General features: G+C 64.1%; 19 protein-coding genes, 1 tRNA gene and 1 pseudogene. 6 read left to right on the top strand and 15 right to left on the bottom strand.

Annotated elements, in window-relative coordinates; genetic code table 11:
* Positions 1–9: 9 nt before the first annotated feature.
* Positions 10–1,485 (bottom strand): ABC transporter substrate-binding protein, encoded by a 1,476-nt coding sequence (locus tag ACKOED_RS02540; RefSeq protein WP_408915006.1) that lies wholly within the window; start codon positions 1,483–1,485, stop codon positions 10–12.
* A gap of 192 nt (positions 1,486–1,677) precedes the next feature.
* On the opposite strand from ACKOED_RS02540, the gene ACKOED_RS02535 reads away from it, so the two are divergent.
* Positions 1,678–1,941 (top strand): PepSY domain-containing protein, encoded by a 264-nt coding sequence (locus ACKOED_RS02535; RefSeq protein WP_408915005.1) that lies wholly within the window; start codon positions 1,678–1,680, stop codon positions 1,939–1,941.
* Positions 1,942–1,954: 13 nt separating this feature from the next.
* On the opposite strand, the gene ACKOED_RS02530 is transcribed toward ACKOED_RS02535, so the two are convergent.
* Positions 1,955–2,031: transfer RNA gene (locus tag ACKOED_RS02530), tRNA-Met, on the bottom strand.
* An 86-nt stretch (positions 2,032–2,117) separates the two neighbouring features.
* Here ACKOED_RS02530 and ACKOED_RS02525 point away from each other — a divergent pair.
* Together ACKOED_RS02525 and ACKOED_RS02520 are read left to right on the top strand one after the other, a co-directional pair.
* Positions 2,118–3,545 (top strand): cryptochrome/photolyase family protein, encoded by a 1,428-nt coding sequence (locus ACKOED_RS02525; protein ID WP_408915004.1) that lies wholly within the window; start codon positions 2,118–2,120, stop codon positions 3,543–3,545.
* Entirely contained in the window at positions 3,542–4,090 is a 549-nt protein-coding gene (locus ACKOED_RS02520; RefSeq protein ID WP_408915003.1) for an NADPH-dependent FMN reductase, read from the top strand. The genes ACKOED_RS02525 and ACKOED_RS02520 overlap by 4 nt, the downstream gene beginning before the upstream one ends.
* 80 nt (positions 4,091–4,170) lie before the next feature.
* Here ACKOED_RS02520 and ACKOED_RS02515 read toward each other — a convergent pair whose 3' ends face one another.
* The 7 genes from ACKOED_RS02515 to ACKOED_RS02485 form a co-directional block, all read right to left on the bottom strand.
* On the bottom strand, positions 4,171–4,296 hold the full coding sequence (locus tag ACKOED_RS02515; protein ID WP_408915002.1) for a hypothetical protein: 126 nt from the start codon (positions 4,294–4,296) through the stop codon (positions 4,171–4,173).
* A gap of 14 nt (positions 4,297–4,310) precedes the next feature.
* The gene (locus tag ACKOED_RS02510; protein ID WP_408915001.1) at positions 4,311–4,436 is read right to left on the bottom strand and encodes a hypothetical protein; all 126 of its coding nucleotides are present in this window, start codon (positions 4,434–4,436) and stop codon (positions 4,311–4,313) included.
* A gap of 198 nt (positions 4,437–4,634) precedes the next feature.
* Positions 4,635–6,068: a guanine deaminase gene (gene guaD / locus ACKOED_RS02505; protein ID WP_408915000.1), complete on the bottom strand. Its 1,434-nt coding sequence runs from the start codon at positions 6,066–6,068 to the stop codon at positions 4,635–4,637.
* Between the two features lie 23 nt (positions 6,069–6,091).
* A complete protein-coding gene (locus tag ACKOED_RS02500; RefSeq protein WP_408914999.1) occupies positions 6,092–7,177 on the bottom strand; it encodes a BMP family ABC transporter substrate-binding protein in 1,086 nt (361 codons plus the stop codon).
* A 20-nt stretch (positions 7,178–7,197) separates the two neighbouring features.
* The gene (locus tag ACKOED_RS02495) at positions 7,198–8,124 is read right to left on the bottom strand and encodes an ABC transporter permease (RefSeq protein ID WP_408914998.1); all 927 of its coding nucleotides are present in this window, start codon (positions 8,122–8,124) and stop codon (positions 7,198–7,200) included.
* Entirely contained in the window at positions 8,121–9,194 is a 1,074-nt protein-coding gene (locus ACKOED_RS02490) for an ABC transporter permease (protein WP_408914997.1), read from the bottom strand. Before ACKOED_RS02490 ends, ACKOED_RS02495 begins: the two co-directional genes overlap by 4 nt.
* A complete protein-coding gene (locus ACKOED_RS02485) occupies positions 9,187–10,737 on the bottom strand; it encodes an ABC transporter ATP-binding protein (protein ID WP_408914996.1) in 1,551 nt (516 codons plus the stop codon). The genes ACKOED_RS02490 and ACKOED_RS02485 overlap by 8 nt, the downstream gene beginning before the upstream one ends.
* Positions 10,738–10,837: 100 nt before the next feature.
* Between ACKOED_RS02485 and ACKOED_RS02480 the strand changes: the two genes are divergently transcribed.
* Genes ACKOED_RS02480 through ACKOED_RS02470 form a run of 3 tightly spaced genes read left to right on the top strand, consistent with a single transcriptional unit; the run spans position 10,838 to position 13,079 of the window.
* Positions 10,838–11,740 carry an aromatic ring-hydroxylating dioxygenase subunit alpha gene (locus ACKOED_RS02480; protein ID WP_408914995.1) on the top strand — a complete coding sequence of 301 codons (903 nt, stop codon included), beginning with the start codon at positions 10,838–10,840 and terminating at the stop codon, positions 11,738–11,740.
* Between the two features lie 8 nt (positions 11,741–11,748).
* Positions 11,749–12,408, top strand: a complete 660-nt coding sequence (locus ACKOED_RS02475) for a Rieske 2Fe-2S domain-containing protein (RefSeq protein ID WP_408914994.1) — start codon at positions 11,749–11,751, stop codon at positions 12,406–12,408.
* The gene (locus ACKOED_RS02470) at positions 12,405–13,079 is read left to right on the top strand and encodes a glutathione S-transferase family protein (RefSeq protein WP_408914993.1); all 675 of its coding nucleotides are present in this window, start codon (positions 12,405–12,407) and stop codon (positions 13,077–13,079) included. The genes ACKOED_RS02475 and ACKOED_RS02470 overlap by 4 nt, the downstream gene beginning before the upstream one ends.
* Positions 13,080–13,216: 137 nt before the next feature.
* Here ACKOED_RS02470 and ACKOED_RS02465 read toward each other — a convergent pair whose 3' ends face one another.
* From ACKOED_RS02465 to ACKOED_RS02440, 6 genes and pseudogenes are all read right to left on the bottom strand, one after another.
* Positions 13,217–14,074 carry a sugar phosphate isomerase/epimerase family protein gene (locus tag ACKOED_RS02465; protein ID WP_408914992.1) on the bottom strand — a complete coding sequence of 286 codons (858 nt, stop codon included), beginning with the start codon at positions 14,072–14,074 and terminating at the stop codon, positions 13,217–13,219.
* Positions 14,075–14,091: 17 nt separating this feature from the next.
* Positions 14,092–14,832, bottom strand: coding sequence for an ATP-binding cassette domain-containing protein (locus ACKOED_RS02460; protein WP_408914991.1), 741 nt, complete (start codon positions 14,830–14,832; stop codon positions 14,092–14,094).
* Positions 14,829–15,830: an ABC transporter permease gene (locus ACKOED_RS02455; protein WP_408914990.1), complete on the bottom strand. Its 1,002-nt coding sequence runs from the start codon at positions 15,828–15,830 to the stop codon at positions 14,829–14,831. The genes ACKOED_RS02460 and ACKOED_RS02455 overlap by 4 nt, the downstream gene beginning before the upstream one ends.
* Before the next feature lie 88 nt (positions 15,831–15,918).
* Positions 15,919–16,884, bottom strand: a complete 966-nt coding sequence (locus ACKOED_RS02450) for a substrate-binding domain-containing protein (RefSeq protein WP_408914989.1) — start codon at positions 16,882–16,884, stop codon at positions 15,919–15,921.
* A gap of 1,106 nt (positions 16,885–17,990) precedes the next feature.
* The gene (locus tag ACKOED_RS02445) at positions 17,991–23,366 is read right to left on the bottom strand and encodes an autotransporter-associated beta strand repeat-containing protein (RefSeq protein WP_408914988.1); all 5,376 of its coding nucleotides are present in this window, start codon (positions 23,364–23,366) and stop codon (positions 17,991–17,993) included.
* A gap of 309 nt (positions 23,367–23,675) precedes the next feature.
* A pseudogene (locus tag ACKOED_RS02440) lies at positions 23,676–24,005 on the bottom strand (hypothetical protein); the annotation flags it as partial.

Here is a 24,005-nt window from a genome sequence, read left to right as displayed (position 1 = left end):
TGCTGGCGCTTAGAGGCCGAGCGCCAGGGCCTGAGCCTTGATCTGCTCGTCGCGGCCGAAGTCTTCCGTGATCTTTTCCCAGCCCTCTTCGATGTTGGCGAGGGCCTCGTCCACGGTGATTTCGCCGGCCAGATAGCGGGCGAGTTCGGTGTCGAGCACGACGCCGGTGTACTGCTGGGCGCCGGGGATCTTCATGTCAGACGCCATGTTGGGGTTGTTCAGCGCGCCGTTGATGGCGCCGAGATAGTTCTCGGCGAGCTCCTTCGGCATGCCGGCCTTCACCCACAGATCGGTGCTGGCGAGCTGCGACAGGCGGTAGGGGTTGTAGCCGGTGGACCCGATGGTCACGTCCACGTTCGACTGCGCCGGCTGGTTCATGTAGGAGAGGAAGGCATAGGCTGCGGCCTTCTTCTTCTCGTCCGCCTTGGCGTTGATGGCGCCGGCCCAGCCACCGAAGGCGGCGAACGGCGCGTAGTTGATGCCGTCAATCGAGTTCGGCGCGTTCTCCTTGGTCACCGGCACGAGCTTGCCCGTGGCGCGGTCCAGCACTTCCTTCGATCCCACCGCCGAGACGGCGTAGATCTTGCCCTTGACCTTCTCGGCGTCGGCATCGAGCTGCAGCGTGCCCGGATCGCCCCACTCGATGAGCAGGCCGCAACGGCCAGCCTTGAACACCGCGCGGGTATCGCCGATGTCCATGTTCAACTCTTCCGGCGGACCATACTTGCCGGTTTCCTTGTAGATCTCGAAGGCCTTCTTCCAGGCTTCGTTGTTGATCAGCGGCTTCATCGTGGCGTTGTCGAAATGGAAGCCCTGCGCCGTTCCCTGGGTCTGCACCAGTGACGAGGCGATCGTCTGGATGGCGAAATAGGACTGGGCGTTGCGCTTCTTGAAGATGCAAGAGCCGTAGTCCGCCTCGCCGTCGCCATTCATGTCCTGGCCATGGATCTTGGCGGCGATGTCGATGTAGTCCTGCCAGGTCTTGGGCGGCTGCAGGCCGGCCTTTTCCAGCACATCGGTGCGGTAATAGACCATCTGGAAGTCGCCATCGACCATGAGGAGCTTGGTCTTGCCGCCGATCTTCTGGCCGAACTCGCGGAAATAGGGCGCGATGTCAGCCATCTCGATCTTGGTGTCCTTGGCGACATGCGGGTCGAGGTCCTCCAGGAGGCCCGCCGCGTCGAGCTCGACGCCCCAGCCGGCGGCGAACACGCCCATGTCGATGGAGTTGGTGCCCGTCGTCCAGTCATTCTGGATCTTCGGGAAGATTTCCGCGAATGGCACTTCGTTGACGACGATCTTGGCGCCCGTCAGCTTCTCGAAATCAGCGCCGCGTTCCTTCAGCGGGCCGGCGATGACCGGGCCCGGACGCGTGAGAATGTTGACGGTGACGCCGTCAAACTCGCCGGCGCTGGCCGTTGCCGAAACCCCGGCCAAGGCAACAGCAGAGACGACGGCCATGGCGGCCGCCTTCATGATCTTCATTGGACTTCCTCCCTTTGGGTACAAAAAACAACTTATCTTCCGGAACCGGATTGGCACCGGCTTGATGCTTACTGTAGCCAAGTTTTCGAAGCTTGCAAGCCCGTCACGGCCGCCGGGCCTCTTGACGAGACGGTTGCGGGCGCGGCGGCCGGGGACTAATCTCATTCTGCAATCTTACAGGAGGCCCTTGCCATGATCCGTTCCCTGACACCTGCCCTCGCGGCACTCCTCTTTTTCGCGCCGGTGGCGATGGCCGACTCCGCTCCCTCGGCCGATGAAATGGCGAAGATCGAGGCAGCACTGAAGGCCTGGGGTTGCGCCGCCGGCAAGGCCGAGGATGTCGAGAAGGAAGACAGCGGCATCTATGAGGTGGATGACGGCAAATGCGCCGACGGCAAGGTCTATGATTTCCGGCTGAGCAAGGATTTCGCGGTCACCACCATCTCGGCTGACTGACGGCGGGCGGTTTTGGTAGCGGGGGAGGGAGTTGAACCCCCGACCCCAGGATTATGATTCCCGTGCTCTAACCAACTGAGCTACCCCGCCGGAGATGGCGCGCATATAGGGCCGCGGCGGCAAGCAAGTCAAGCCATTGGCGCTGATCCACCGCCGGGCCTCAGCGTAAGGCAGACATGACTTCACCCGCGATCTATTGGCTCCGCCAGGACCTGCGCCTCACCGACAATGCCGCGCTCACCGCTGCCGGGGCACAGGGTCCGGTGATCTTCCTCTATGTCCTCGACGATGAAACGCCGGGCGCATGGCGCAGCGGCGGCGCCGGGCGCTGGTGGCTGCACCACAGCCTTTCATCTTTGCGCGGGCGCGTGCCGCTGGTGCTGCGGCGCGGGCCGGCGGACCGGGAAATCGCCGCCCTGCTCGCCGAGACCGGGGCCGCATCGGTGCATTTCGCGCGGGACTATGCGCCCTGGGCCGGCGCGCTTGAGCGCAATGTGAAGGCCGCTTGCGAAGCGGCGGGGGCCTCTTGTCATCGCTATGGCGGCTTCCTGCTGCATGAGCCGGAGGCGATCCGCAACGGCTCGGGCGAGCCCTACCGGGTCTACACGCCGTTCTCGAAAGCCTGTTTCGCGGCAGGCGAGCCGAAGCCCCTGAAGCCCGTGCCGCGCTTCACGGCCTTCACCGGCGCAGTTAAAAGCGACCGGCTGGAAGACTGGGGCCTGTTGCCCAACAAGCCTGACTGGGCCAAGACCTTCCCGGACCTTTGGACCCCGGGCGAGGATGGCGCGGCGGCCCGCCTCAAGGATTTCATCAGGACCGGCCTCGCGGACTACGCCGATGAGCGGGACCGGCCCGACCGCGACGTCACCTCAAGGCTCTCGCCACATCTGCATTTCGGCGAGATCAGCCCGGCCCAGGCCTGGCACGCGGTGCGCAGAGCACAGCTGGCGGCTGGCGGAAAGCTCGACAAGACAGCCGAGAAATTCCTGAAAGAGGTGCTGTGGCGGGAATTCTCCTATCACCTGCTCCATCACTGGCCCAGCCTGCCCGCCGAACCGTTCCGGCGTGAATTCCGCGGCTTTCCCTGGCGCGACGATCCGGCCGGCCTCAAGGCCTGGCAGCGCGGCCAAACCGGCTATCCGATCGTCGATGCCGGCATGCGCGAATTATGGGCCACCGGGATCATGCACAACCGGGTGCGCATGATCGCCGCCTCGTTTCTGATCAAGGATCTGCTGATCCCCTGGCAGGAGGGCGAGCGCTGGTTCTGGGACACGCTGGTCGATGCCGACATCGGCAACAATGCCGCCAGCTGGCAATGGGTGGCGGGCTGCGGCGCTGACGCGGCGCCCTATTTCCGTATCTTCAACCCGGTGCTGCAGGGCATGAAGTTCGATCCGCAAGGCGCCTATGTGCGCAAATGGGTGCCGGAACTGGCGCGTCTGCCCGATGAGTTCATCCACCGGCCCTGGGAGGCGCCCCGCCTGGTGCTCGCCGCCGCCGATGTCGAACTCGGGCGCAACTATCCCAATCCCATCGTCGACCATGGCAAGGCGCGGGATGCCGCGCTTGCCGCATTTCAGGAGTTGAAGGGCGCCGCATGACCAGGCTCGTGGGATACAGCGGATCGCTCCGCAAAGCCTCCACCAACACCGGGCTGCTGCGCGCCATCGCCGAGCTGGCGCCGGCGCATGTGAGCATGGACGCCGCAAGCCTCGCGGGCATTCCGCTGTTCAACGAGGATGACGAGGCGGCCAACGGCAAGCCCTCAGCCGTGGCGGCCCTCGATGCGAAGCTTCGCGCCGCCGATGGCATCATAATCGCCTGCCCGGAATATAATTTCTCCATGCCGGGCGTGCTGAAGAACGCCAATGACTGGCTGTCGCGCGGCGGCTCGCCGTTCCGCTGGAAGCGCGTGGGCATCATCGGCGCGGGCGGCGGCCAGTTCGCCGGCACGGCGCGCGCGCAATATCACCTGCGCCAGAATCTGCAGGCGCTGCAGGCCATCGTCATGCCGCGGCCCGAAGTGTTCATCACCAACAACGAAGAGAAATTCGACGCGGCCGGCAACCTCACAGACGCCGAGACCCGGCGCTACCTGGCGCGCTGGCTCGAGGCCTTCCTCGAATGGGTTGAGAAGAAGCCTTAGGCTGCTTTCTGCTTTTACTGAACCGGCCTGTATTTTTTCCGCCGTCATGCCGGCGCAGGCTGGCATTCAGCTTCCTGGTGTCAAAGCTGGACCCCGGCCTTCGCCGGGGTGACGCCGAGCTTAGGATGATGGTTCAGGCTAAACTCAAAACGCTCCAACAGAATCATATCGGTCTTTGAAGCCGTCATGCCGGCGCAGGCCGGCATCCAGCTTCCTGGTGTCAAAGCTGGACCCCGGCCTTCGCCGGGCTGACGCCGAGCTTAGGATGATGGTTCAGGCTAAACTCAAAACCCTCCAACAGAATCATATCGGTCTTTGAAGCCGTCATGCCGGCGAAGGCCGGCATCCAGCTTCCTGGTGTCAAAGCTGGACCCCGGCCTTCGCCGGGGTGACGCCGAGCTTAAGATGATGGTTCAGGCTAAACTCAAAACGCTCTAAGATAGGTTTGTCTCTCTCAGGCTATGCGGTGACAGCCGTGCGGCGCGCCAGCGGGGAGGAACCTGGCGGTGAGATCGACAGGCTCGACGGCCCCGGGCGCGGCTTCTCAGCCAGCCTGTGAAACCAGCTGTGCCGCCAGATCGCGCCCGCTGACATGCCGGTTGACCGTCTCGCCCGCCACGATTGTCAGCGCAATGTTGGGTTTCGAGGCGGTGTACAGGATGCGCGCCAGGATCTCGTCAGGCGCGAGGTCAGGCTCGATCAGCCGCACTGTTCCATCCCGGGCTGCGGTGTCGATGACGATGGCATCAAAGCTTTGACCCACGGCGAAACGGCCGGAGTTCTGTTCCAGCACATCGGCGCCACCCGCCGTGGCGAGATGGAACGCTTCCCGCCAGCTGATGCGCGATTGCGGAGCGCCGCGGTCGCCCGGCGGCCTTCGGGCGTCGACGCCGTCCTCCAGCATGCGCGAGGCGGCCACCGCCATGCGCATGCCGTCAAAGATCGAGGCGCTTGGTCCGCCCGCAATATCGCTGCCGAGCCCCAGCCGGAGGCCCTTCTCCAGGGCGGCCCGCAGGGGAAACACGGCATTGGCGAAATAGGCGTTGGACAACGGGCAATGCGCGATGCCGGCGCCGCGCGCCTTGATGAGGTCCATGTCGGCCGCCGAGAGATGGTTGGCATGAGCCAGCACGGTGCGCCGGGTCAAAAGGCCGAATCTGTCAAGGCTCTCGGCATCGCTGCAGCCATGGCGTTCCAGCACGTGGCGGTGTTCCCAATCGCTTTCCGAACAATGCGTCTGAACGTGGCACTGGGTCTCGCGGGCAAGCGCGCCAAGCCGCGCGAGCACATCATCGCTGCAACTGGGAATGAAGCGCGGCGTGATCACCGGCTTGACCCGGCCCTCCACGTTCCTAGGATCATGCCGGATGAAATTGATCAGGTCACGGGTCCCGGCCTCGGCCTGCGCGGGCGAGGCATCCCGGTAGTAACCGGGGCAGGCAACGGGATCGTCCATCACCACCTTTCCGACATAGGCGCGGATGCCCTTGTCCATGGCAAGGCCGGCCAGAAGCCGCGTTGCCTCATCATGAATGGTGGCGAACATCACCGCGGTGGTGGTTCCATTGGCTGGCAAATCGTCGATCAGCTGGCCATAGGCCCTGGCGGCGAAGTCAAGGTCGGCATAACGGGCTTCAAGCGGAAAAGTGTATTTGTGCAGCCAGTTTTCCAGTGGAACGTCGAGCGCGGCGCCCAGCTGCGGGTATTGCGGCGCATGGATGTGGAGATCGACAAACCCAGGCAACAGCCAGCAGCCGGGCGGCAGCGTCACCAGGACCCCTGCCCGCGCGGCGGCCTCGCGGCTAGGCGCAAAGCCGGGGTCATCCGCGGAAATCACGGCCTCGATGACCCCCGTGTCGCCGATGCCGAGCAGTGCCCCTTCACGAGCTTCGGTGACGCCGGGCGCCGGCGCGTGAAAGAAGCTCGCTTGCAGAACCCGGTTGCGGAAGCTCATGGCAGATGAGGGGACGGCCGCCATGACGGGACCGTCCCCTTCCAGGCCTATTGCGGAATGCGGGTTTCGACGCCCTTGACCAGCCAGTTGATGCTGGCCATGTCGCCGTCGGATATCACCACGCCCGCTGCAAGTTTCTCGTTACCGTCCTGGTCCACGACCGGCCCGGTCAGCGGGTGGAACGTCCCGGCGGTGATGGCGGCAACCGCGTCATCGGTGACCTTCTTCTGCTCCGGCGTCAGGTTGGGTGTCAGCGACGCGACACGAACCGCACCATCCTTCATGCCGCCCCAATAGGAGGCGCCCTTGAAGTTGCCGGCCATGGCCTGGCCGACCATGTCGATGAAATGCGGGGCCCAGTCGATGCCCATGCCCATCAGATATTTCTTGGGCGCGTGCTTCGACATGTCGGACGAGGTGCTGATCGAGTAGACGCCGAGCTCGTCGGCGAGCGCCACCACTTCGGGCGTGTCCTGATAGAGCGAGAACAGCACGTCCGCCTGTGCGGCAACCAGCGAGCGCGCCGCTTCCTGGCTCTTGTTGGGGTCGAACCATGAGTTCAGCCACACGACCTTGACCGTCACATCCGGATTGGTCTTCTGGGCGCCCAGCGTGAAGGCATTGATAATGCCGATCACCTCCGGGATGGGATAGGCGGCGACCACGCCAAGCACCCTGGACTGCGTCACATAGCCAGCCGCCAGGCCGGCGATGTAGGCGGTTTCATAGTTGCGCGTCTGGAAGTTGCCGAAATTGGGCGCCAGCTTGTAGCCGCTGGCGTTGATGAAGGAAACTTCCGGATGCTCCTTGGCGAGCTTCACGCCGTCATTCATGTAGCCGAAGGAGCCGATCATCAGGAATTTGGCGCCATCGGCGATCATCTGGTTCATGGTGCGGGCGGCATCGGGGCCTTCCGGTATGTTTTCGGCGGTGACGATTTCCACCTGGTCGCCGAACTTCTCCGCCACCTTGCGGCGCCCCTCGTCGAGTTCATGGGCCCAGCCCACGTCGCCGACCGGCGAGGGGTAGATGAAACCGAGCTTGAACTTATCCGCCGCATGGACGCCGCCGATGGTGACGGTGATAGCAAACGCCGATGCGCCGGCGGCAAGCAATTGTCTTCTGGTGGTCATGGAAGGTTTCCTTTCAGGTTTCAGGTGTCGGGTCTGTAGATCTGGCCCAGCGCCATTGGCCGGCTGAGCCGCAGGCGGTACTGGTTGCGTGAAATAGACGCCAAAAGAACGATCGTCACAAGATAGGGCGAGGCCGAGAGCAACTGAGAGGGAACCCGGACCCCGAGGCTCTGCAATGACAGTTCCAGCAGGGTGACGCCGCCGAACACATAGGCCCCAAGCGCGATGCGGAAGGGCAGCCAGGTTCCGAACACGACCAGCGCCACGGCGATCCAGCCTCTTCCGGCAATCAGGCCCTCAGCCCAGATCGCCGTGTAGGCGATGGACAGATAGGCGCCGCCAATGCCGGCCATGGCGCCGCCGAACAAGATGCAGAGAAAGCGGATCGTGCGCACCGGCAAGCCATTTGCCGCGGCGATCTTCGGGTTTTCGCCCACCGCCCGTATCAGCAGTCCCAGCTGTGTACCGCGGAATACATAGGCCAGGATGAACACCAGAAGGATTGCGAGGTAGACCATCACGTCATGGCGGAACAGGATCGGGCCAAGGATCGGGATGTCCGACAATCCCGGCGCATCGAGCTTCGGCAGCTTGGCGATGGTCATGCCCTCGAAGGGCTTGCCGACAAAGGCCGAAATGCCGAGCCCGAGAATGCCCGTCGCCAGACCTGCCGCAACCTGGTTGGCGTAGAAGAACAGGACCAGCACCGCGAAGATCGCCGACACCGCTGCCCCCGCCAGGGCGCCTCCGGCAAATCCGGCAAGATGCGAGCCCGAAGTCAACGCCACGCCAAAGGCGGCAGCGGCCCCTGTCGCCATCATGCCTTCCACCGAGAGGTTGAGCACGCCCGCACGCTCCACGACCATCTCGCCCAGCGCCGCGAACAGCATGCCGGTCGCGGCCGCCAGCATGCCGCCAACGATGAACACCAGGATATCGGCGCTCATGTCGGCAGCGCCTTCCGCCACGTGATGCGGTGGGTGAAGAGAAGTGCCGCCGCCAGGTAGAACACCAGCAGCATGCCCTGCAGGATGGTGGCCGAAGCGTTGGGCACCCCCGCCGAGACCACCGCGAAATCGCCGCCGACATAGAGCAGCGCCATCAGCAGGGCGGCCATCACGATGCCCACCGGGTGCAGGCCGCCGAGAAACGCCACGATGATCGCGGCGTAGCCATAGCCGGGCGAGAGGTTTCTCTGCAGCATGCCGAGCGGCCCCGCCACTTCGCCCACGCCGGCAAGGCCCGCGCAGGCGCCGCCGATGAGCAGGCTGAGCCAGATCGAACGCGCCGCAGAATAACCGGCATAGCGGGCCGCATCGGGCGCCAGACCGCCCACCACAAGCCGGAAGCCCTGCATGGTGCGGCTCATGAACAGCCAGGCGAGCAGCGTGGCGGCGAGCCCCACAAGAAGCGAGGTGTTGGCGCGGGTGCCCGGAATGAGCGTTCCGAACAAGGCGGCATCGCCGAACACGATCGACTGCGGGAAATTCATGCCCATCGGATCGCGCAGCGGACCGGTGACCAGATAGTACAAGAGCTGGATGGCGACGCTCGACAGCATGAAGCTTGTGAGGATCTCGCTGGCCGAAAACCGTACCCGCAGAAACGCGGCAATGCCCGCCCACAGCGCACCGGCCACGGCGCCGGCCAGCATCATGGCCGGAAGCAACAGGGGTGAGCTTGATGTTTCGTTGAGGATCGCAACGGTTCCGCCGGCGATGGCGCCAATGGTCAGCTGGCCTTCGGCGCCGATGTTCCACACATTGGCGCGATAGCCGATCGCCAGGCCCTGGGCGATGAGAATGAGCGGCCCTGCCTTCAGCAGGATTTCGCCAATGCCGTTGAGGCTCGACAGCGGCTGGATGAAGAAGGAATAGATCACCGCCGAAGGCGACTTGCCGATTGCCGCAAGCAGAGCCGTGCCGAACACCAGCGTCAGGGCGACAGCCAGCAGCGGCACCACGAAGGCCATGGCCGGCGCCCTCTCGCTGCGCGGTTCAACCCTGACATCAAGCATGTGCGGCCGCTTCCGCAACAGCGGGCGCGATGGAAGCCGCCCCAGCCATGGCCAGTCCGATCGCGTTCCGGTCAAAGGGCCGCCGGAAGGACGCGGAGAGCGCGCCCCGGAACATCACCTGGATGCGGTCGGCAACTTCGAGCAGTTCATCGAGATCATCCGAAACCACCAGAACGGCCGCGCCATTGGCTGCGAGATCGATGAGCTTCTGGCGGATGGCGGCGCTGGCCCCGACATCGACGCCCCATGTGGGTTGCGCCACGAGAAGCACCCGCGGCGCCAGCAAGACTTCGCGGCCGACGATGAATTTCTGCAGATTGCCGCCGGAAAGGCTGCCGGCCAGCGCATCCGGGCCACCGCAGCGCACGTCGAAATCCCGGATGACAGTGCCTGCCCGCGCCTTGACCGCCGGGAAGTCGATGAAGCCGTGGCGGGCCATCGCATCCGCCGGCGCCGTTACCATCGCCTTGGCTGCCAGCGGCATGGCTGGCACGGCGCCGCGGCCAAGCCGGTCCTCGGGCACGAAGGCCAGGCCCTGCTTGCGCCGCGCGCCGGCATGGGTGTTTGCCACCGGTTGGCCGTTGAGGGTGATGCGCTCGCGGCTTGAAGCGGCCAGCGGCGTCTCGCCGGAAATCGCCTTGATGAGTTCGGCCTGGCCATTGCCAGAGACGCCGGCAATGCCCACCACCTCGCCCGGCGCCACGGTCAGCGAAACCTGCCGCAGCGCCATGCCGAAGGGGTCGGAGGATTCGAGGCTCAGGCCATCGACGGTGAGGGCGGGGCTTGACCCGGCCTGATGCGCCATGCGCCGCGGCGCCGGTATCGCCGTGCCGATCATCAGCCGCGCCAGTTCGCTTTCCGGGGTTGAGGCCGGATCGACGGTGGCCACGACCTTTCCGGCCCGCAAGACCGTCGCGGTGTGGCAGAGCTGGCGGATTTCCTCCAGCTTGTGAGAGATGAAGATGATCGCGCGGCCGCTGTCCGCCAGGCGGCGGAGCGTCTTGAACAGTTTCGGTATGCCGGACGGCGGCAGAACGGCCGTGGGCTCGTCAAGAATGATGAGTTCGGGGTCCTGCAACAGGCAGCGGATGATCTCAACCCGCTGGCGCTCCCCCACCGACAGGCCATGGACGGGCGCGTCCGGGTCAACCGCCAGGTCAAGGCCGGCGCCGATCTCCCGGATACGGTCCGCCAGTCCGCGACGCGGCGCCGCGAAGCTCATGTTCTCGGCAACCGTCATGGTCTCGAACAGCGAGAAGTGCTGGAAGACCATGCCGATGCCGAGCGCGCGGGCTTGCGCCGGGCCGCGCGGCGCCACCTTCCGGCCTTTCCATATTATGGTGCCGGAATCGGGCGGCGTGACCCCGAAAATGATCTTCATCAGTGTTGATTTGCCGGCGCCGTTTTCACCAAGAATGGCGTGTATGTGGCCGCTGCGGAAAGAGATCGATACATCGTCATTGGCGGCAACCGAGGGGTAGCGCTTGCTGATGCCGTTGAGTTCCAGCAGCGTCGCGCCAGCCTGCTGCACGTCCTGCGGCATGCCACTCTCTCCAAAGCCTGCGCGCAGGATGGCGCAAAACGTCATGGACAACAATGGCCACCGCTCTAGTATTCAACAGGACGGCTAGCCGGAGGTCGTGATGCGGGAGCAGCTTGCGGGGGCGGAACGGGTCAGCGATCTCTGGCACGTCGTGGGCGCGCTTGACGAGATGCCGCGCGGCACGGTGCGGCTGACCCGGCTCATGGGTGAGGATGTGGCGATCGCGGTTGCCGCGGACGGCAGGCCGCTCGCCTGGCGGCCGGCCGCTGGCCTCGTGGACGGCGCGGCGCTCGACACCGCCGGGGTCAGCAATCCCCTGCCCGTGCGCCGCGACTTTGGCTATCTGTGGACCTCGCTGGGCCAGCCGGGCCCAAGCCTGTTCGCCATCCCGGAATATGACGAGCCGGACCGCCGCAACATGAACGCCGCGACGTTCCGCGTGCATGTGTCAGCGCCGCGGGCCGTCGAAAACTTCCTCGACATGGGCCACTTTCCCTTCGTGCACACCAACTACCTTGGCGTTGAAAGCCATCCCGAGGTGAAGGACTATCAGGTGGAAATCTCCCACGACAATGACGAGATCATCGCGACCCGCTGCCGTTTCTTCCAGCCGATGGCGGCCGCCACCGCGAAGGGCGGCATGGAAGTGGAATACACCTACCGGGTGCCGCATCCCTATTGCGCCATTCTCTATAAATCGAGCCCGCCCGCCCCCGGCCGGCATGACGTGATCTGCATCTTCCTGCAGCCCATCGACGAGGAACATGTGGCCGCCAACATGCTGATGAGCATGATCGACCATGAGAGCAGCGACACGGCGATCAAGGCCTTTCAGCAGAAGATTTTCGCCCAGGACAAGCCGATCCTCGAAAACCAGATCCCGAAGCGCCTGCCGCTTGATCCGCGCGCCGAGATGCCGGTGCGCGCCGACAAGGCTTCGATCGCCTACCGCCGCTGGCTGGCTGAGCACGGCTACACCTATGGCACCGTGCCACAGGGATGAGCGCCGGCATGTTCACCGCTTCCGCCGATCAGTGGTATCCCATCGCGGCCAGCGCCGATCTTCCGCCGCGCCACGTCTATCACGGCGAATTGCTGGGCCAGGAACTGGCCGTCTGGCGGGCCGACGACGGCTACGTGAATGTCTGGGAGAACCGCTGCCTGCACCGCGGCGTGCGGCTCAGCATCGGCCTCAATCTCGGCCAGTCGCTCAAATGCCAGTATCACGGCTGGCTCTACAGCTCGCGGACCTCGAACTGCACCTATATCCCTGCCCATCCGGAAAATGCCCCGGCCCGTCTCATCTGCAACAGGACATTTCCGGCCGCCGAACGCTATGGCTTGGTGTGGTCGCGGCTTGAGGGCGAAGGCGACCTGCCGGAGATTCCGGGACTTGCGGAGCAAGGGCTGGTCCTGCGCGGTATCCCGGTGAAAGCTTCAGCGGAAACGGTCATCGCCGCGCTCCGCGCGGAGGGTGGAAGGCAGGCCGGCGCCTGCGCCATTGAGCTCGATGGCGGCGGCCTGGTGGCCTTTGCGCAACCGCAGAACCAGGACAGATCGATCCTGCGCGGCATTGCCCGCGGCGTATCAGCGGATGCGGCTTTTGCCCGGCTGAAAGATCTCAATGGCCGGTTCAAGGCTCTGCGTGACAGGCTGGAGAACCGCCCGTGATCACCCTTTACGACTACGAACTCTCCGGCAATTGCTATAAGGTGCGGCTGTTCCTGAATATCCTCGGGATTGCGCCGGACATCAGAACCGTCGATTTCTATCCGGGACGCGAACACAAGAGCAAAGATTTCCTGAAGATCAATCCGCTGGGCCAACTCCCGGTCATCGACGATGACGGCCTGGTGCTGCGCGATGCGCAGGCCATCCTCGTCTATCTGGCCGCGCGTTATGACCGATCGCAAAAATGGTATCCCGCCGGCGATGCGGCGGCACTCGGCAAGATTGCCATGTGGCTGGCCTTCGCCGACGGCATCACCGCGACGGCCTCGGCGGCGCGGCTGCATGACGGATTGTTCTACGATCTCGACGTGGACGCGGCCCGCGCCGGCGCCCACCGGTTATTTGAAATACTTGATGAGCACCTCTGGTTCGGAGAGCGGCAGGGTAATGGCTGGCTCGTTGAAGGCGGCCATCCGACGATCGCCGACATCGCCTGTTTTCCCTATGTGATGCTGAGCGAAGAGGGCGGCATCTCGCGTCAGGACTATCCCGCCATCCGCCGCTGGACGGACCGCGTCAAACGCATTCCCGGCTTCATCGTCATGCCTGGCATCTTTCCGGCAGCGCCTGAGACAGGCTCTCCAGACGCCGTCGGCCCTGACCGGCATTGACAGTCACGACCGGCCTCCGCCGTGGCGTATCACGGACCTGCTCCGCACGGCATGGGCCCAAACACTGACCGGCTCCTATTGCTTACTCCAACCGTCATGCCGGCCCGGGATCTCCACCGGGGCTGGCGCTGTGTGGATCAGTCAACCAGTCCGTGAACCCTGGCAAGGCCTTTGAGGAAGGGCACGCCCTTGGCCAGCACCTCATGCCGGTCCCGCGCTACGGGGCGCCAAACGGAGAGCGCAGCGGCGATCTCCGGCGGGAGGGTGACGAAGCTCTCGACCACGAGGTGGCCCTTGAAGCCCGTTTCAGCCAGAGCCCGGCAGACATCGTTCCAGTCCACCGTTCCGGTGCCAGGCACGCCGCGGTCGCTCTCGGACATATGGATATACGCGCATTTCCCGGCCGCCGCGCGCAGGCCGTGGCCGATCCCCTTTTCCTCGATATTCATGTGGTAGGTGTCGAAGTGAATCGTCACATTCGGTTCGCCGATCATCTCAAGCAGGGCGAGCGCCTGGTCCGAGGTGTTGAGGAGATGCGTCTCATATCTGTTGCAGGGTTCGATGCCGAGCGTGATGCCCAGCTTGCGCGCATGCTGGGCCGCCGGTTTCAGCGCCTTCACGATGTTGTCGTATTCGCGCTTTTCGGGCGGCCTGCCCGAGCGGTACCCCAGCGCCCCGAAAGTGACGCCGCCCAGGAACCGGCATCCCACTTCGGCGGCCTTGTCGAGTGCCTTCTTGACGAAGGCTTCGGCGGCTTCCGGTTTTTCCGCCGCCATCTTGTCTCCCGGCAGGCAGAGTGACGCGGTGGGCTCAATGCCATATTTCTCGAACAGCTTGCGTGAATGCGGCGCATCGACGCCTTCCGGCGCGAGCAGCGGGAATTCGATGCATTGAAGGCCGTGTTCGGCGGCCTCGGGGATGGCGAGTTCAGCCGCTTGCCTGGTCCATTCGGCGGCCCATAGGCTCGCATGCATGCCGATCAGAACATTTCCCATATCATTTCTCCAGAGCTCTAGTGGGCGCCCACGATGTATTCGACGACTTCGCGCATCTTGGTGTTCGCGGTCACGAGATCCGCTTCCATCCGCCCCTGGCGGAGCACCGCGATGCGGTCGGTCACTTCCATCACGTCATTGAGGCGATGCGAGATCAGGATGACGGCGATCCCCTCGTCACGGAGCTGGCGGATCAGCTTGAGTACACTTTCCACCTCGCGCACCGCGAGAGCCGCCGTGGGCTCGTCCATGATCACGAGCCGCGGGTTGAAGGTGAGCGCGCGGGCGATGGCCACCGTCTGCTGCTGGCCGCCCGAGAACAGACCGACGGGCCTGTGGATCGAGGGAATGCGGGCCCCCAGCCTGCCGATCATTTTCCGCGCATCGGCGTCCATCCGGTCCTTATCGATGACCGGCGGCAGGAAGCCGAATGGCCGCTTCAGCGGTTCGCGTCCCAGGAAGATGTTGCTGGCCACGTCTTGCTGCTTGGCGAGCGCCAGATCCTGATAGATCATTTCTATGCCGATGGCGCGCCGCGCCCCCGGCGGCAGCCCGGTGATGTCCTGGCCGCCGAAGCTGATGGCTCCGCCATCGATGGAATAGATGCCGGTGATCGTCTTCATCAGCGTCGATTTGCCGGCGCCATTGTCGCCGACCAGGCCGACAACGGTGCCGGCCTCGACCGCGAAATCCACGCCCCGCAGCACCTCGACCGCGCCGAAGCGTTTGGTGATGCCCTTGACCGCGAGCAGACTCACGCTTTCTTTTCCTTCCCGGTCTGCAGCTGGTCGATGTACACGGCGAGGATCAGCACGACGCCGATCGCGACCTGTTGCCAGAAGGATGGAACCGCCAGCAGATTGAGACCATTCTGCAGAACGCCCATGATCAGCGCGCCCACCATGGTGCCGAGGATCGAGCCCTTGCCGCCGAACAGCGAGGTGCCGCCGATGATCGCCGCCGTGATGGCGGTAAGCTCATAGTTGAGGCCCGCCGTGGGGTCGCCCGCGTTAACGCGCGCCATGAAGATGAGGCCCGCGAGACCGGCCATGAAACCCGAGATCGCGTATAGCTTCCAGCGTAGCCGCTCAACGGGAATGCCGGTGGCGCGCGCCGCGGCTTCGTTGTCGCCCAGCGCCAGCGTATGGCGGCCGAAGCGCGTGTAGGCCAGCAGGTAATGCGCGACGATGGCGGTGAGCAGCAGAATGATGACCGGCGCCGGAATGCCGAATGGACGGCCCTGGCCGAGGAACACGACGGGCGCGGGCAAACCATAGATGGCGCCGCCATTGGGCGCGATGATCAGCGCGAAGCCGCGCGCGATCCCCAGCATGCCGAGCGTGACGATGAAGGCCGGAATGCGGGTGTGGGTGACGAGGAAGCCGTTGACGGCGCCCGCCAGCGTTCCGGCCGCCAGGGCGCCAATGATGGCGAAGGGCCAGGGCATGCCGAGGACCACGACCAGATAGGCGCCGACAACGCCCGAGAACCCCAGCACCGAACCGAGCGACAGATCGAGGCCATTCGAGCTCAGGATGAGCGTTGCGCCGATGGCCAGCACCCCGATGGTCGATGTGGCGAGCAGAATATTGAGAATATTGCTGACCGACAGGAAGAAAGGCGACAGCACCGACATCGCCACGCACAGCGCCAGCAGCACGATGATCGATTCGAGCCGCACATGCAGCCGCGTATCGAAAAAGAACTGCAGCCTGCGCCAGGTCGTGGCGGCATTGGCCGTGGCTTCACGCGTCATCAGGCCGGTCCAGCGCGGAGGGTCAATTGCATGAACAGCGATCCGCCATTCCGGTTTCCCGGGAATGGCGGACCGGCTTCCGGCCTGATTACTTCACGAACTCGAGCATCGGCTCCTTGCCGTCCTCGATCACCTGCTTGGTGAGAACGAGCGTCGGCACGAAGACCACCTGATCGACCTTACCGCCTTCGACCACCTTCTTGACGTTCTCGACGGCCTGCTTGCCAACCAGGTAAGGCAGCTGCGCCACCGAGGCGGTGAGGCGGCCCTCCTTGATCGACTTCACGGCGTCGGAGTTGCCGTCCACGCCGATGATTGTTACCTGTTCGCCCTTGCCGGCCGCGAACACGGTTTCGACGGCGCCCAGCGCCATGCCGTCATTGGCGGCGAAGATCGCCACCAGGTCCGGGTGCTTGGTCAGGATGTCATTGGTGATGTTGGCGGCCTTGCCGCGGTCCCAGTCGCCGGGAAGCGAAGCCACGACCTCAAGCCCCGGGGCCAGTTCCTTGAGCTTGTTGGCAAAGCCGTCAGCCCGCTTCTTGCCGGTGATGTTGCCGGACAGGCCTTCGATCACCAGAACCGGGCCCTTGGCGTCCTTGCCGACCTTGCTCACCAGATACTCCGCGCCCTGCGCCCCGGCCGCCATGTTGTCGGAGCCGATATGAAAGGCGATGTTCACGCCCGCGTCCTTGGTGACGGCCGGATCGAGATTGTTGTCAAGATCGACGACCGGGATGTTCATCTCATTGGCGCGCTTCAGGCACGGCAGCAGGATGGTGGAGTTGATCGCCGCCGTGATCATCACCGCGGGCTTGCGCTCCAGCATGGTGTTGCAGGTGTTGAGCTGCGGCTCCGCCGCCTGATCGCTCTCCACGGCCTGGAGATAGTATTCGACGCCGGCAGCTTCGGCTCCCGCCTTGACGCCCTGCTCCATGGCGCCCCAGAAGGGGTTGGCCAGGGTCTTCATCAGAACGCCATAGAGCGGCTTGTCCTGCGCCTGGGCGGCAGAACCCAGAGCCAGGAGCGAAGCGGCAAGCACAGCGGTCTTCAACATCCTCATAGTGTCCTCCTTTGTGATCGAACGTTGCGTGTTTGTCCGAAGATTGGCAACGTTGCGGCGACTATAGTGATGAACCAGCCATTGTGCAAACAACCCGGCGGATCGCCCGGGCCACAGGCGGGCCCCGTCCGAACGAGCGGGGCGCAACGACTCGGCAATTGAACCTGCGCCGCGGCGGCGGCGGCATGGTGTAACACCTGGGGCTCGCGGGTCTGACTCACGGCAGGGGTTCCCGTGGATTTAGGATTCTGATTCATCTGGCGCGGCGAGGATTCGCGCCATGACATCAGCAGTGCCCTTGCGGACGGACTTTTCGGCACGTGAACTTCGCCGTTTGGCGAAGCAAACTCGGGACAACAATCACAGCCGGCGGCTCATGTCGCTGGCGGCGTGCCGGAACACTCTTGAAAAAGCTGGGGATCTCGCATGTCAGCACCGGTCCGCGCCACGCCCGGGCAGGACGGTGAAACCATCGCGGCGTTAAAAAGAACTTCCCGCCAACGCTGAGTGCCCATCTGGCTGATTTTCGCGGGAAAACACCCGCCGGGATATGGTTCGAGGACGAGGCCCGCGGCGGCCATAACAAGGGCATCGTCCGCAAATGGAGCGGACGCGGATCGAGGCCCGGCAGCGCTGGCACGAGCCAGAGCCTCAGGACTGCGGATGTCCACCACAGGCTTGCTGCCATCGCGGCATACACCGGCACCATGAGGCGCGCCTCACAGACAGCCCATTGACGCGCACCCACAGGAACATATTCTTTCTTCGACGCGCCGGATGCGAGCGCGGCGATCAGGCGGCATGCGGCAATCCGATATGGAACACCCGGGACATGTCAGAACCGGCTCCTGATGGTTTCGGGCTTTACAGCGGACAGTTCGCGGCCCCCGCTCCGGATGTCTGTCCAACGGTGATGAGCGAGGCGAAAGCCGTCTCGTGAGCGGCCTCGTGCTCGAGCGTGAACGGAAAAACCAGCGGGATGCCTTGCACGGGATGAAGCAGCCTCCAGCCCGGAACCCCAAGCGCGATCGACGTCCCGCACAGAAAAATCAGGCTCCGCCTGCCGGGGCGTCCCGCGAGCTGGCGTCACCGCGCGGTGATCAGAATTCCAGCCGCGCGGTCAGGCCCCCGGCATGGCTCTGGATCGTCTCCCCGAAACTGCCGTCATAGTAGATCCGGCCCGAAACGCCGTTGGCGGCGAAGACGTCAATCCCGGCGGACACATCCGCCATGACCTGGTCCAGTTCCGAGCGTGCCTCATAGGCGGCCACATCCGCCGGACCCGCAGCATAGCGCCAGGCAAGGTCGAAACCGGTGTCCCCGAACACCGTGGCGCCTGCCCGCAGAAACGGCCGCAGAACAACGCCATTATCCAGCGCAACATCGCCGCCGATCTCAAGCCGTGGCAAGGCCGAGAGTACGGCCTTCTCTTCTCCCTCCGCCCTGACGGCGCCGTCCGCGCCGCCCTCCTCTGAGAAATCGCCATACGTCATCCACGTTGCGTCAAGATCGATAAGTGGCTTGAGGTACCACCATCCATACTCAAACAGGTAACCGGCCCGCAGCTTGCCATGCACATAGCCGATGTCATGATCCGCTTTGGCTGTGCCGCTGCTGGTGTCGCGGCGCGAATCGAGCGAGCCCGTGCCCGCTGACGCCGCGGCCGCCAGCAAAACCGGCCCAGCGGTATAGGTGAGCGACGCGCCGGCATTCCAAAGCGGTCCTGACGTGGTGGCATCGTCGCCCTGGTCCAGATTGCTGTTCTCGTAGCGGACGCCGAGGCCGAGCCGGAACTCATCCGAAAGCGCCACCTGCCCGCCGCCGCCGATCCACCAGGTTGTCTGGTCCCAGCCGGGGTTGCCGTTGGCGGCATTGGCATCGAGGTAGCCGCCGCCGCTGTCCATCCACAGGCATTGGCCTTCGGCGATTGCCGCATAGGCGCCGGATGAGCGCGGGCAGCCAATCAGCGTGTCGGAAAAGTTGAGAGCGCTCAACGCCGCCGCAACCGCCCAGTCGGGGACGATCTCGGACGGGGTTACCGGGGGCGTCGGCTGCTCCGCCGTGAACCTGAGCACCAGGTCCTTGCCGACGACGGCCAAGGATGCCGTATAGCCGGGCGTTGGCGCGATGATAAGCGCGAGGCCCTTGGCGGTCACTCCGCCCGTGGTCTCCAGGATTACAAATTCCTGTTCGGCATCAACCACCGTTCCGGCCCACTGGCTGGCCACCACCGTGCCTTTCAGGTTGGCCTTGCCGTCGAGCACCAGCACATCTGACGACCGGTTCGCCGCGACACTGTCAGGCCTGAAATCGACGAAGAACACGCCGTCCGCCGTCTGCGTGACAGGCCCCGCGACGTTGATCTGCCCGATTGATCCGCTGCCGGGGATCAGGCCTGGCGTGGAAGAATTGCCAGGCGAGATCGTTCCGGCATTGGTGGTCAGACCCGCCGCGCCGTTGAAGAGTGATCCGATGCCGGAGAGCAGAGCGCCATTGGCGATGATCACGTCTTCCGCCCGCACGCTGGACGCGGCCTCAGACAGGTTCAGTTCACCCTGGTTCAGCGTGACAGACGTGCCAGCCCCGCCGCCGGTGTCCAGCGTCGCCTGGCTCGCCGGATCGCTGGCCGCCGCGAGCCGGATCGTACCGGCCGAGCCCGCTTCGCGGTTCAACTCAACCGTCTCGAAGCCCGTGAAGGACGACTGCGTCAGCGTCCGGGTGGCGGCAGCCGCCGTCTCGATCTGCAGGAAGTCGATCCCGCTGTCGCCCGCGACAGCGCCCGTCTGCTCACCCGTGGCCCGCAGGATGTAATTGTCATTATCGCCGCCCAGCGCCACGGCGGTGGTCATCGCGCCCGCATTGTCGATGCTCTGCGTGCCTGCGCCGCCAAGCAGGGTGCCATTGCCGCTATTCACCTCCACCGAAGCCCCGGCCCTGTTCAGAAGCGAGGTATTCGCACCTGACATATACATGGCTGTGGAGGCGGTCAGCACATCGCGGTTATCCAGCGTGCCCGCCCGCACATCCCACGCCGCAAGGCTGGTTCCGTCTTCGAGGATGAGGGTACCATCGCCAGTCTTGTCGAGCGAGCCCGTGCCGCTCACCGTGCCGGCCAGCGTCATGGTGAAAGCCTGTGTATCGATGGCGCCTGTGCCGCTCACGGCGATGCTGTTCCCGAGCGTCAGATCGGCAATCATCGCCCGCAGCATGGTGGTATCCGCCATGGCAAGCCCGCCCGTGCCCAGCGCCGTGTTACTGCCGGCCCCCAGCGTGCCCTCGTTCAGGTTCACGCCGCCGCCAAACTCATTGGCGGCCATCAGATTGAGCGTGCCGCCGCCAATCTTCTTGAGTGAGCCCGTGCCGCTGACCACGTCATCCAGGGTCAGGGTAAAGGCCTGCGTATCGATTGTTGACACGCCGTTCATGATCACCGTGTTGCCGAGCGTCAGGCCAGCGGCCATCGACCGCAGCGTCGTGCCACCCGCCATGGTGAGCGTACCCATGCCCAGCGCCGTGTTGTGGCCGGCGCCCAGCATGCCGTCGGTCAGGTTCACGCCGCCTGCAAAATCATTGGCGGCCATCAGATCGAGCGTGCCGCTGCCAGTCTTCTTGAGCGTGCCCGAACCACTCACCTCACCGTCCAGCGTCAGGGTAAAGGCCTGCGTATCGACCGTTGATACGCCATTGACGGTGACCGTGTTGCCGAGCGTCATCCCGGCCGCCGCCGCTTGCAGCGTTGTGCCGTCCGCCATGGTCAGCGCGCCCGCGCCCAGCGCCTGATTGTCGCCAACCCCCAGCGTGCCCTGATTCAGCAGCACGCCGCCTTCAAAGTCATTGGCAACCGACAGGATCAGCCTGCCCGCGCCATCCTTGACAACGCCCACCGTACGCGGGCCATCCGACAGATCGGTGGCGATCTCCGCTGTAAGACCCGCCTCCACCGTGATAAATGCGTCGTCCCCGGAGGGATTGAGCAGAAGGCCGCCGTTTGCTCCTTCCTGCAGGACATATCCACCGGTTTTGAAGGTCAGTCCGTCGACGATCTGCTGCCCCACCACGCTGACATCGCCGCCGTTGTCGCCCCAGAAGATCGCCGTGCCGCTCTGCGGCCATGGGTTGTTGGAGAGCCCGTCCGATATGGTCCAGTTTTCATTGGTTGTGTTCCAGGTGCCTGGGCCGCCGTCCACCGTGCCGTCGGGCGGTGCACCCGTCCCGCCATCCCAGTAAACGCCAACCGCCGAGAAACGGAGCACCAACTGCGTCCCGCCAAAGACCTCCAATGACGCCGTGAAGCCTGGATTCAGGGTCTCGTTCTCCAGGACCAGAGAAAGACCATCGTCGGTCAGCACCCCGCCTGTTGTCTCCAGAATCACAAACTGCTGGTTGGTGTTGACCACCGTCGAGTTCCACTGGCGGGCCAGGACGGTTCCGGAGAGATTGGCGTCTCCGGATACCACCATGACATCCGACTGGCGCTGACCTTGGTTGAAATCAGGCTGGAAATCGACGAAAAACACGCCATCCGCCGTCTGGGTCACATCGCCCGTAACAGCGGTGGTGAACAGCTTCGCATCGCCACCGACAGTCAGCTTTCCCGCATTGGTGAGCGTCTCGCCGTCGCCAAGCACCACCGTGTTGCCGGTAATGAACAGGCCGGTCTGCTCATTCAGGAAGCTGTCAGCGCCGGCGCCCAGGTTGACGCTCCCGATCACCGTGCCGGCATTGGTCACCGTCTCGCTGCCTGACTCGCCGCGGATGGCGAGGTCAGCAAGTCCGCCCGCATTCTTGACCACACCGCCGGCAAGGACGGCAAGACTGTTCGCGGACCCGTTCAGCATCCCGTCGCCAAACTCCACACCCGCGAAGCCGGCAGCGCCCGTGATCACGCCGCCTGCCGTGACATCGAGATTGCCCGCGCCCACCGCCACCACCGCCGACTTTTCGGACGACGTCACGCTGCCTGCCGTGGCGGCCACCTTCACCTCGCCGCCAGGGTTATAGGCGAAGATAGCTTCCCGCCTTGCCGTCACATCGCCCCCGGTCTTCACCGAGACCAGCGCCGCGCCGAAAAAGGACTTTGCATAGATTCCGCGGGCGGCGATGGATTCGATGGTGCCTGTCAGGTCGACAGTGACGTCACCGAAATCCGATGCCGCGTAAACACCATGGGCCGCGGTATTCGTGGCGCTGTCTGCATAAACATTCGCGCTGCCCAATACGCTGACGGTGTTGGACCCTCTGTTACGGGCGTAGATTGCGCTATCTTGAAGCGATGTGACACTGCCACCGCTGGAATCGATTGTCAGGGCGGCATTGTTGGTGCTATAGGCAAAGATGCCTTGTTCTGCTCCGGAAACGTCTCCCCCGGTCGTAATCTTGATTTCGGCGCCGGCGTATGAGAAAGCGTAGATCCCGCGCGCGTAAACCGATTCAATGTCTCCGGTGACGTCGATCGAGATATCTGCCGATCCGCCCGTATAGGCGGTGATGCCATTGGCGGCGTATCGCACCTGGGGCACATCCTGGCCCTGCGCGAGAATGTTGACGCTGCCGGAGATTTCGATGTTTCCCACACCGAACGGGTTGGTGTTGGCATAGATTCCGGCCCTGTCGGACGTTATGGTGCCGGCATCGGCTGTGATCTTGATATCGCCGCCGCCCGTCGCTAGCGTGAAGATACCGGCGCTTCGGACCGACTCGATGTTACCTGTGGTTCCAACGACAATGTCTCCCGAGTTGCTGGTTGCACGGATGCCATGAAGAACGGCACTGATGGGCCCATCGCTGAAGACCTTCACCTCGCCGTTGTTTCCGTCGGCGAAAATGCCTTGCGAAGCCGTCGCCGTAATGCTGCCCGCGCTGCGGATATAAACAGAATTTCCCCGCACCGACATGCCGTTGCCGGCAGACAGCGCCCCCGTGCTGTTGACTGTGACGGAGCTTGTGGTCTGCCGGCCGCGGGCTTCGATCGCAATTGAACTTAGACCGGAGCCTGCGGCGATGTTGCCGGTGCTGGTCACCGAGACGGAACTCTGCTGGCTGGTAGCCGAGATGCCCGACCCGGTTGCAGTAATGCCGTTGGTTACGTTACTGACAACAGTGGCCATGCCCGTATTGGCGGCGGCCCGAATGGCGTCTCCGGTTGCCGTGATCTTTTTGTCGCCGGCGTCTACATCGACAGTGGCGGATGTCGGTGATAAGATGCTGACAAAACCGGTGATGTTCTGGGTGAGATCAAGAACCTTCAGTGTGGTGTAGCCGGTAAAGGCGGTGTCGGCGTCGTTGTCGATGCGAACGCCGGCCGCGACATTGCCGGTGCAGGTGACGGTCTTGCTAGGGCTGGCTCCTGAAACGCTGCAGGGGGACGATGTGAATGGCGGCACGGCCTGCGCACCGGCGGGGCTCGGCGACATCAGTACGAGCGCGCCCAATGCAGCCGAGGCGAACAATGCTGACCGGGTGGTCTGCGTTGGCACAACCACACCCTCACGCTGACAAGCGCCAGCGCGTTGACCTATTCTCATCACCTTCCCCGTCAACAACCCGCCGGCTCTGCATTTCCATGCTTGCCGGCTTTATTTTTGAGAGGTTCCTACCATAACGTCAGGCATCAAACAACCCGTTAAAGTTGTATTTTCGGATAAATTGGTTCTTACCCCGCGGAATGTGGCCAATCCGCCACATCTACCCATTCAGCAGCCAAGCTGCCGCGAACATTTCTGGTGGGCGGACGCTGACGGGGCATTTCCGAGCGAGCTTGGCCCGAGCCGGAACGCCCGCTTCGCTCAGAACCCGATGCGCAGCCGCAGGCCGCCGCCGTGGCTCTGGGATGTCTCGCCGAAGCTGCCGTCATAGTAGACCCGCAGCGAGTTGCCTTCGGCGTTGAACACATCAATCCCCGCCGAGATATCGAAAGTCACGGGGTCAAGTTCCGTCTTGGTGACGAAGACGGATGGTTCTTCCGGCGTATCCACGAACTGCGACGACAGGCTGAACTGCGAGTCGCCATAGAAGGTGGCGCCGAGTTGCAGCATCGGGCGGAAGATCAGGCCGTCCTCCGTCTCCCACTGCCCGCCCATCTCGATCCGCGGCGTCACCGAGAACAGGTTTTCCGT

The sequence above is a fragment of the Aestuariivirga sp. genome (assembly GCF_046093005.1).
Lineage (GTDB): Bacteria > Pseudomonadota > Alphaproteobacteria > Rhizobiales > Aestuariivirgaceae > Aestuariivirga.
This window is presented reverse-complemented; position numbering and strand designations above follow the sequence as displayed.

Excerpts from the sequence above, each read along its gene's own strand:
- ACKOED_RS02475 (WP_408914994.1), top strand. The coding sequence starts at position 11,749 with ATGTTCACCGCTTCCGCCGATCAGTGGTATCCCATCGCGGCCAGCGCC.
- ACKOED_RS02535 (WP_408915005.1), top strand. The coding sequence starts at position 1,678 with ATGATCCGTTCCCTGACACCTGCCCTCGCGGCACTCCTCTTTTTCGCG.
- guaD (WP_408915000.1), bottom strand. The coding sequence starts at position 6,068 with ATGGCGGCCGTCCCCTCATCTGCCATGAGCTTCCGCAACCGGGTTCTG.
- ACKOED_RS02465 (WP_408914992.1), bottom strand. The coding sequence starts at position 14,074 with ATGGGAAATGTTCTGATCGGCATGCATGCGAGCCTATGGGCCGCCGAA.
- ACKOED_RS02480 (WP_408914995.1), top strand. The coding sequence starts at position 10,838 with ATGCGGGAGCAGCTTGCGGGGGCGGAACGGGTCAGCGATCTCTGGCAC.
- ACKOED_RS02520 (WP_408915003.1), top strand. The coding sequence starts at position 3,542 with ATGACCAGGCTCGTGGGATACAGCGGATCGCTCCGCAAAGCCTCCACC.
- ACKOED_RS02500 (WP_408914999.1), bottom strand. The coding sequence starts at position 7,177 with ATGACCACCAGAAGACAATTGCTTGCCGCCGGCGCATCGGCGTTTGCT.
- ACKOED_RS02540 (WP_408915006.1), bottom strand. The coding sequence starts at position 1,485 with ATGAAGATCATGAAGGCGGCCGCCATGGCCGTCGTCTCTGCTGTTGCC.
- ACKOED_RS02525 (WP_408915004.1), top strand. The coding sequence starts at position 2,118 with ATGACTTCACCCGCGATCTATTGGCTCCGCCAGGACCTGCGCCTCACC.
- ACKOED_RS02450 (WP_408914989.1), bottom strand. The coding sequence starts at position 16,884 with ATGTTGAAGACCGCTGTGCTTGCCGCTTCGCTCCTGGCTCTGGGTTCT.
- ACKOED_RS02485 (WP_408914996.1), bottom strand. The coding sequence starts at position 10,737 with ATGCCGCAGGACGTGCAGCAGGCTGGCGCGACGCTGCTGGAACTCAAC.
- ACKOED_RS02515 (WP_408915002.1), bottom strand. The coding sequence starts at position 4,296 with ATGCCGGCCTGCGCCGGCATGACGGCTTCAAAGACCGATATGATTCTG.
- ACKOED_RS02455 (WP_408914990.1), bottom strand. The coding sequence starts at position 15,830 with ATGACGCGTGAAGCCACGGCCAATGCCGCCACGACCTGGCGCAGGCTG.
- ACKOED_RS02510 (WP_408915001.1), bottom strand. The coding sequence starts at position 4,436 with ATGCCGGCCTTCGCCGGCATGACGGCTTCAAAGACCGATATGATTCTG.
- ACKOED_RS02490 (WP_408914997.1), bottom strand. The coding sequence starts at position 9,194 with ATGCTTGATGTCAGGGTTGAACCGCGCAGCGAGAGGGCGCCGGCCATG.
- ACKOED_RS02495 (WP_408914998.1), bottom strand. The coding sequence starts at position 8,124 with ATGAGCGCCGATATCCTGGTGTTCATCGTTGGCGGCATGCTGGCGGCC.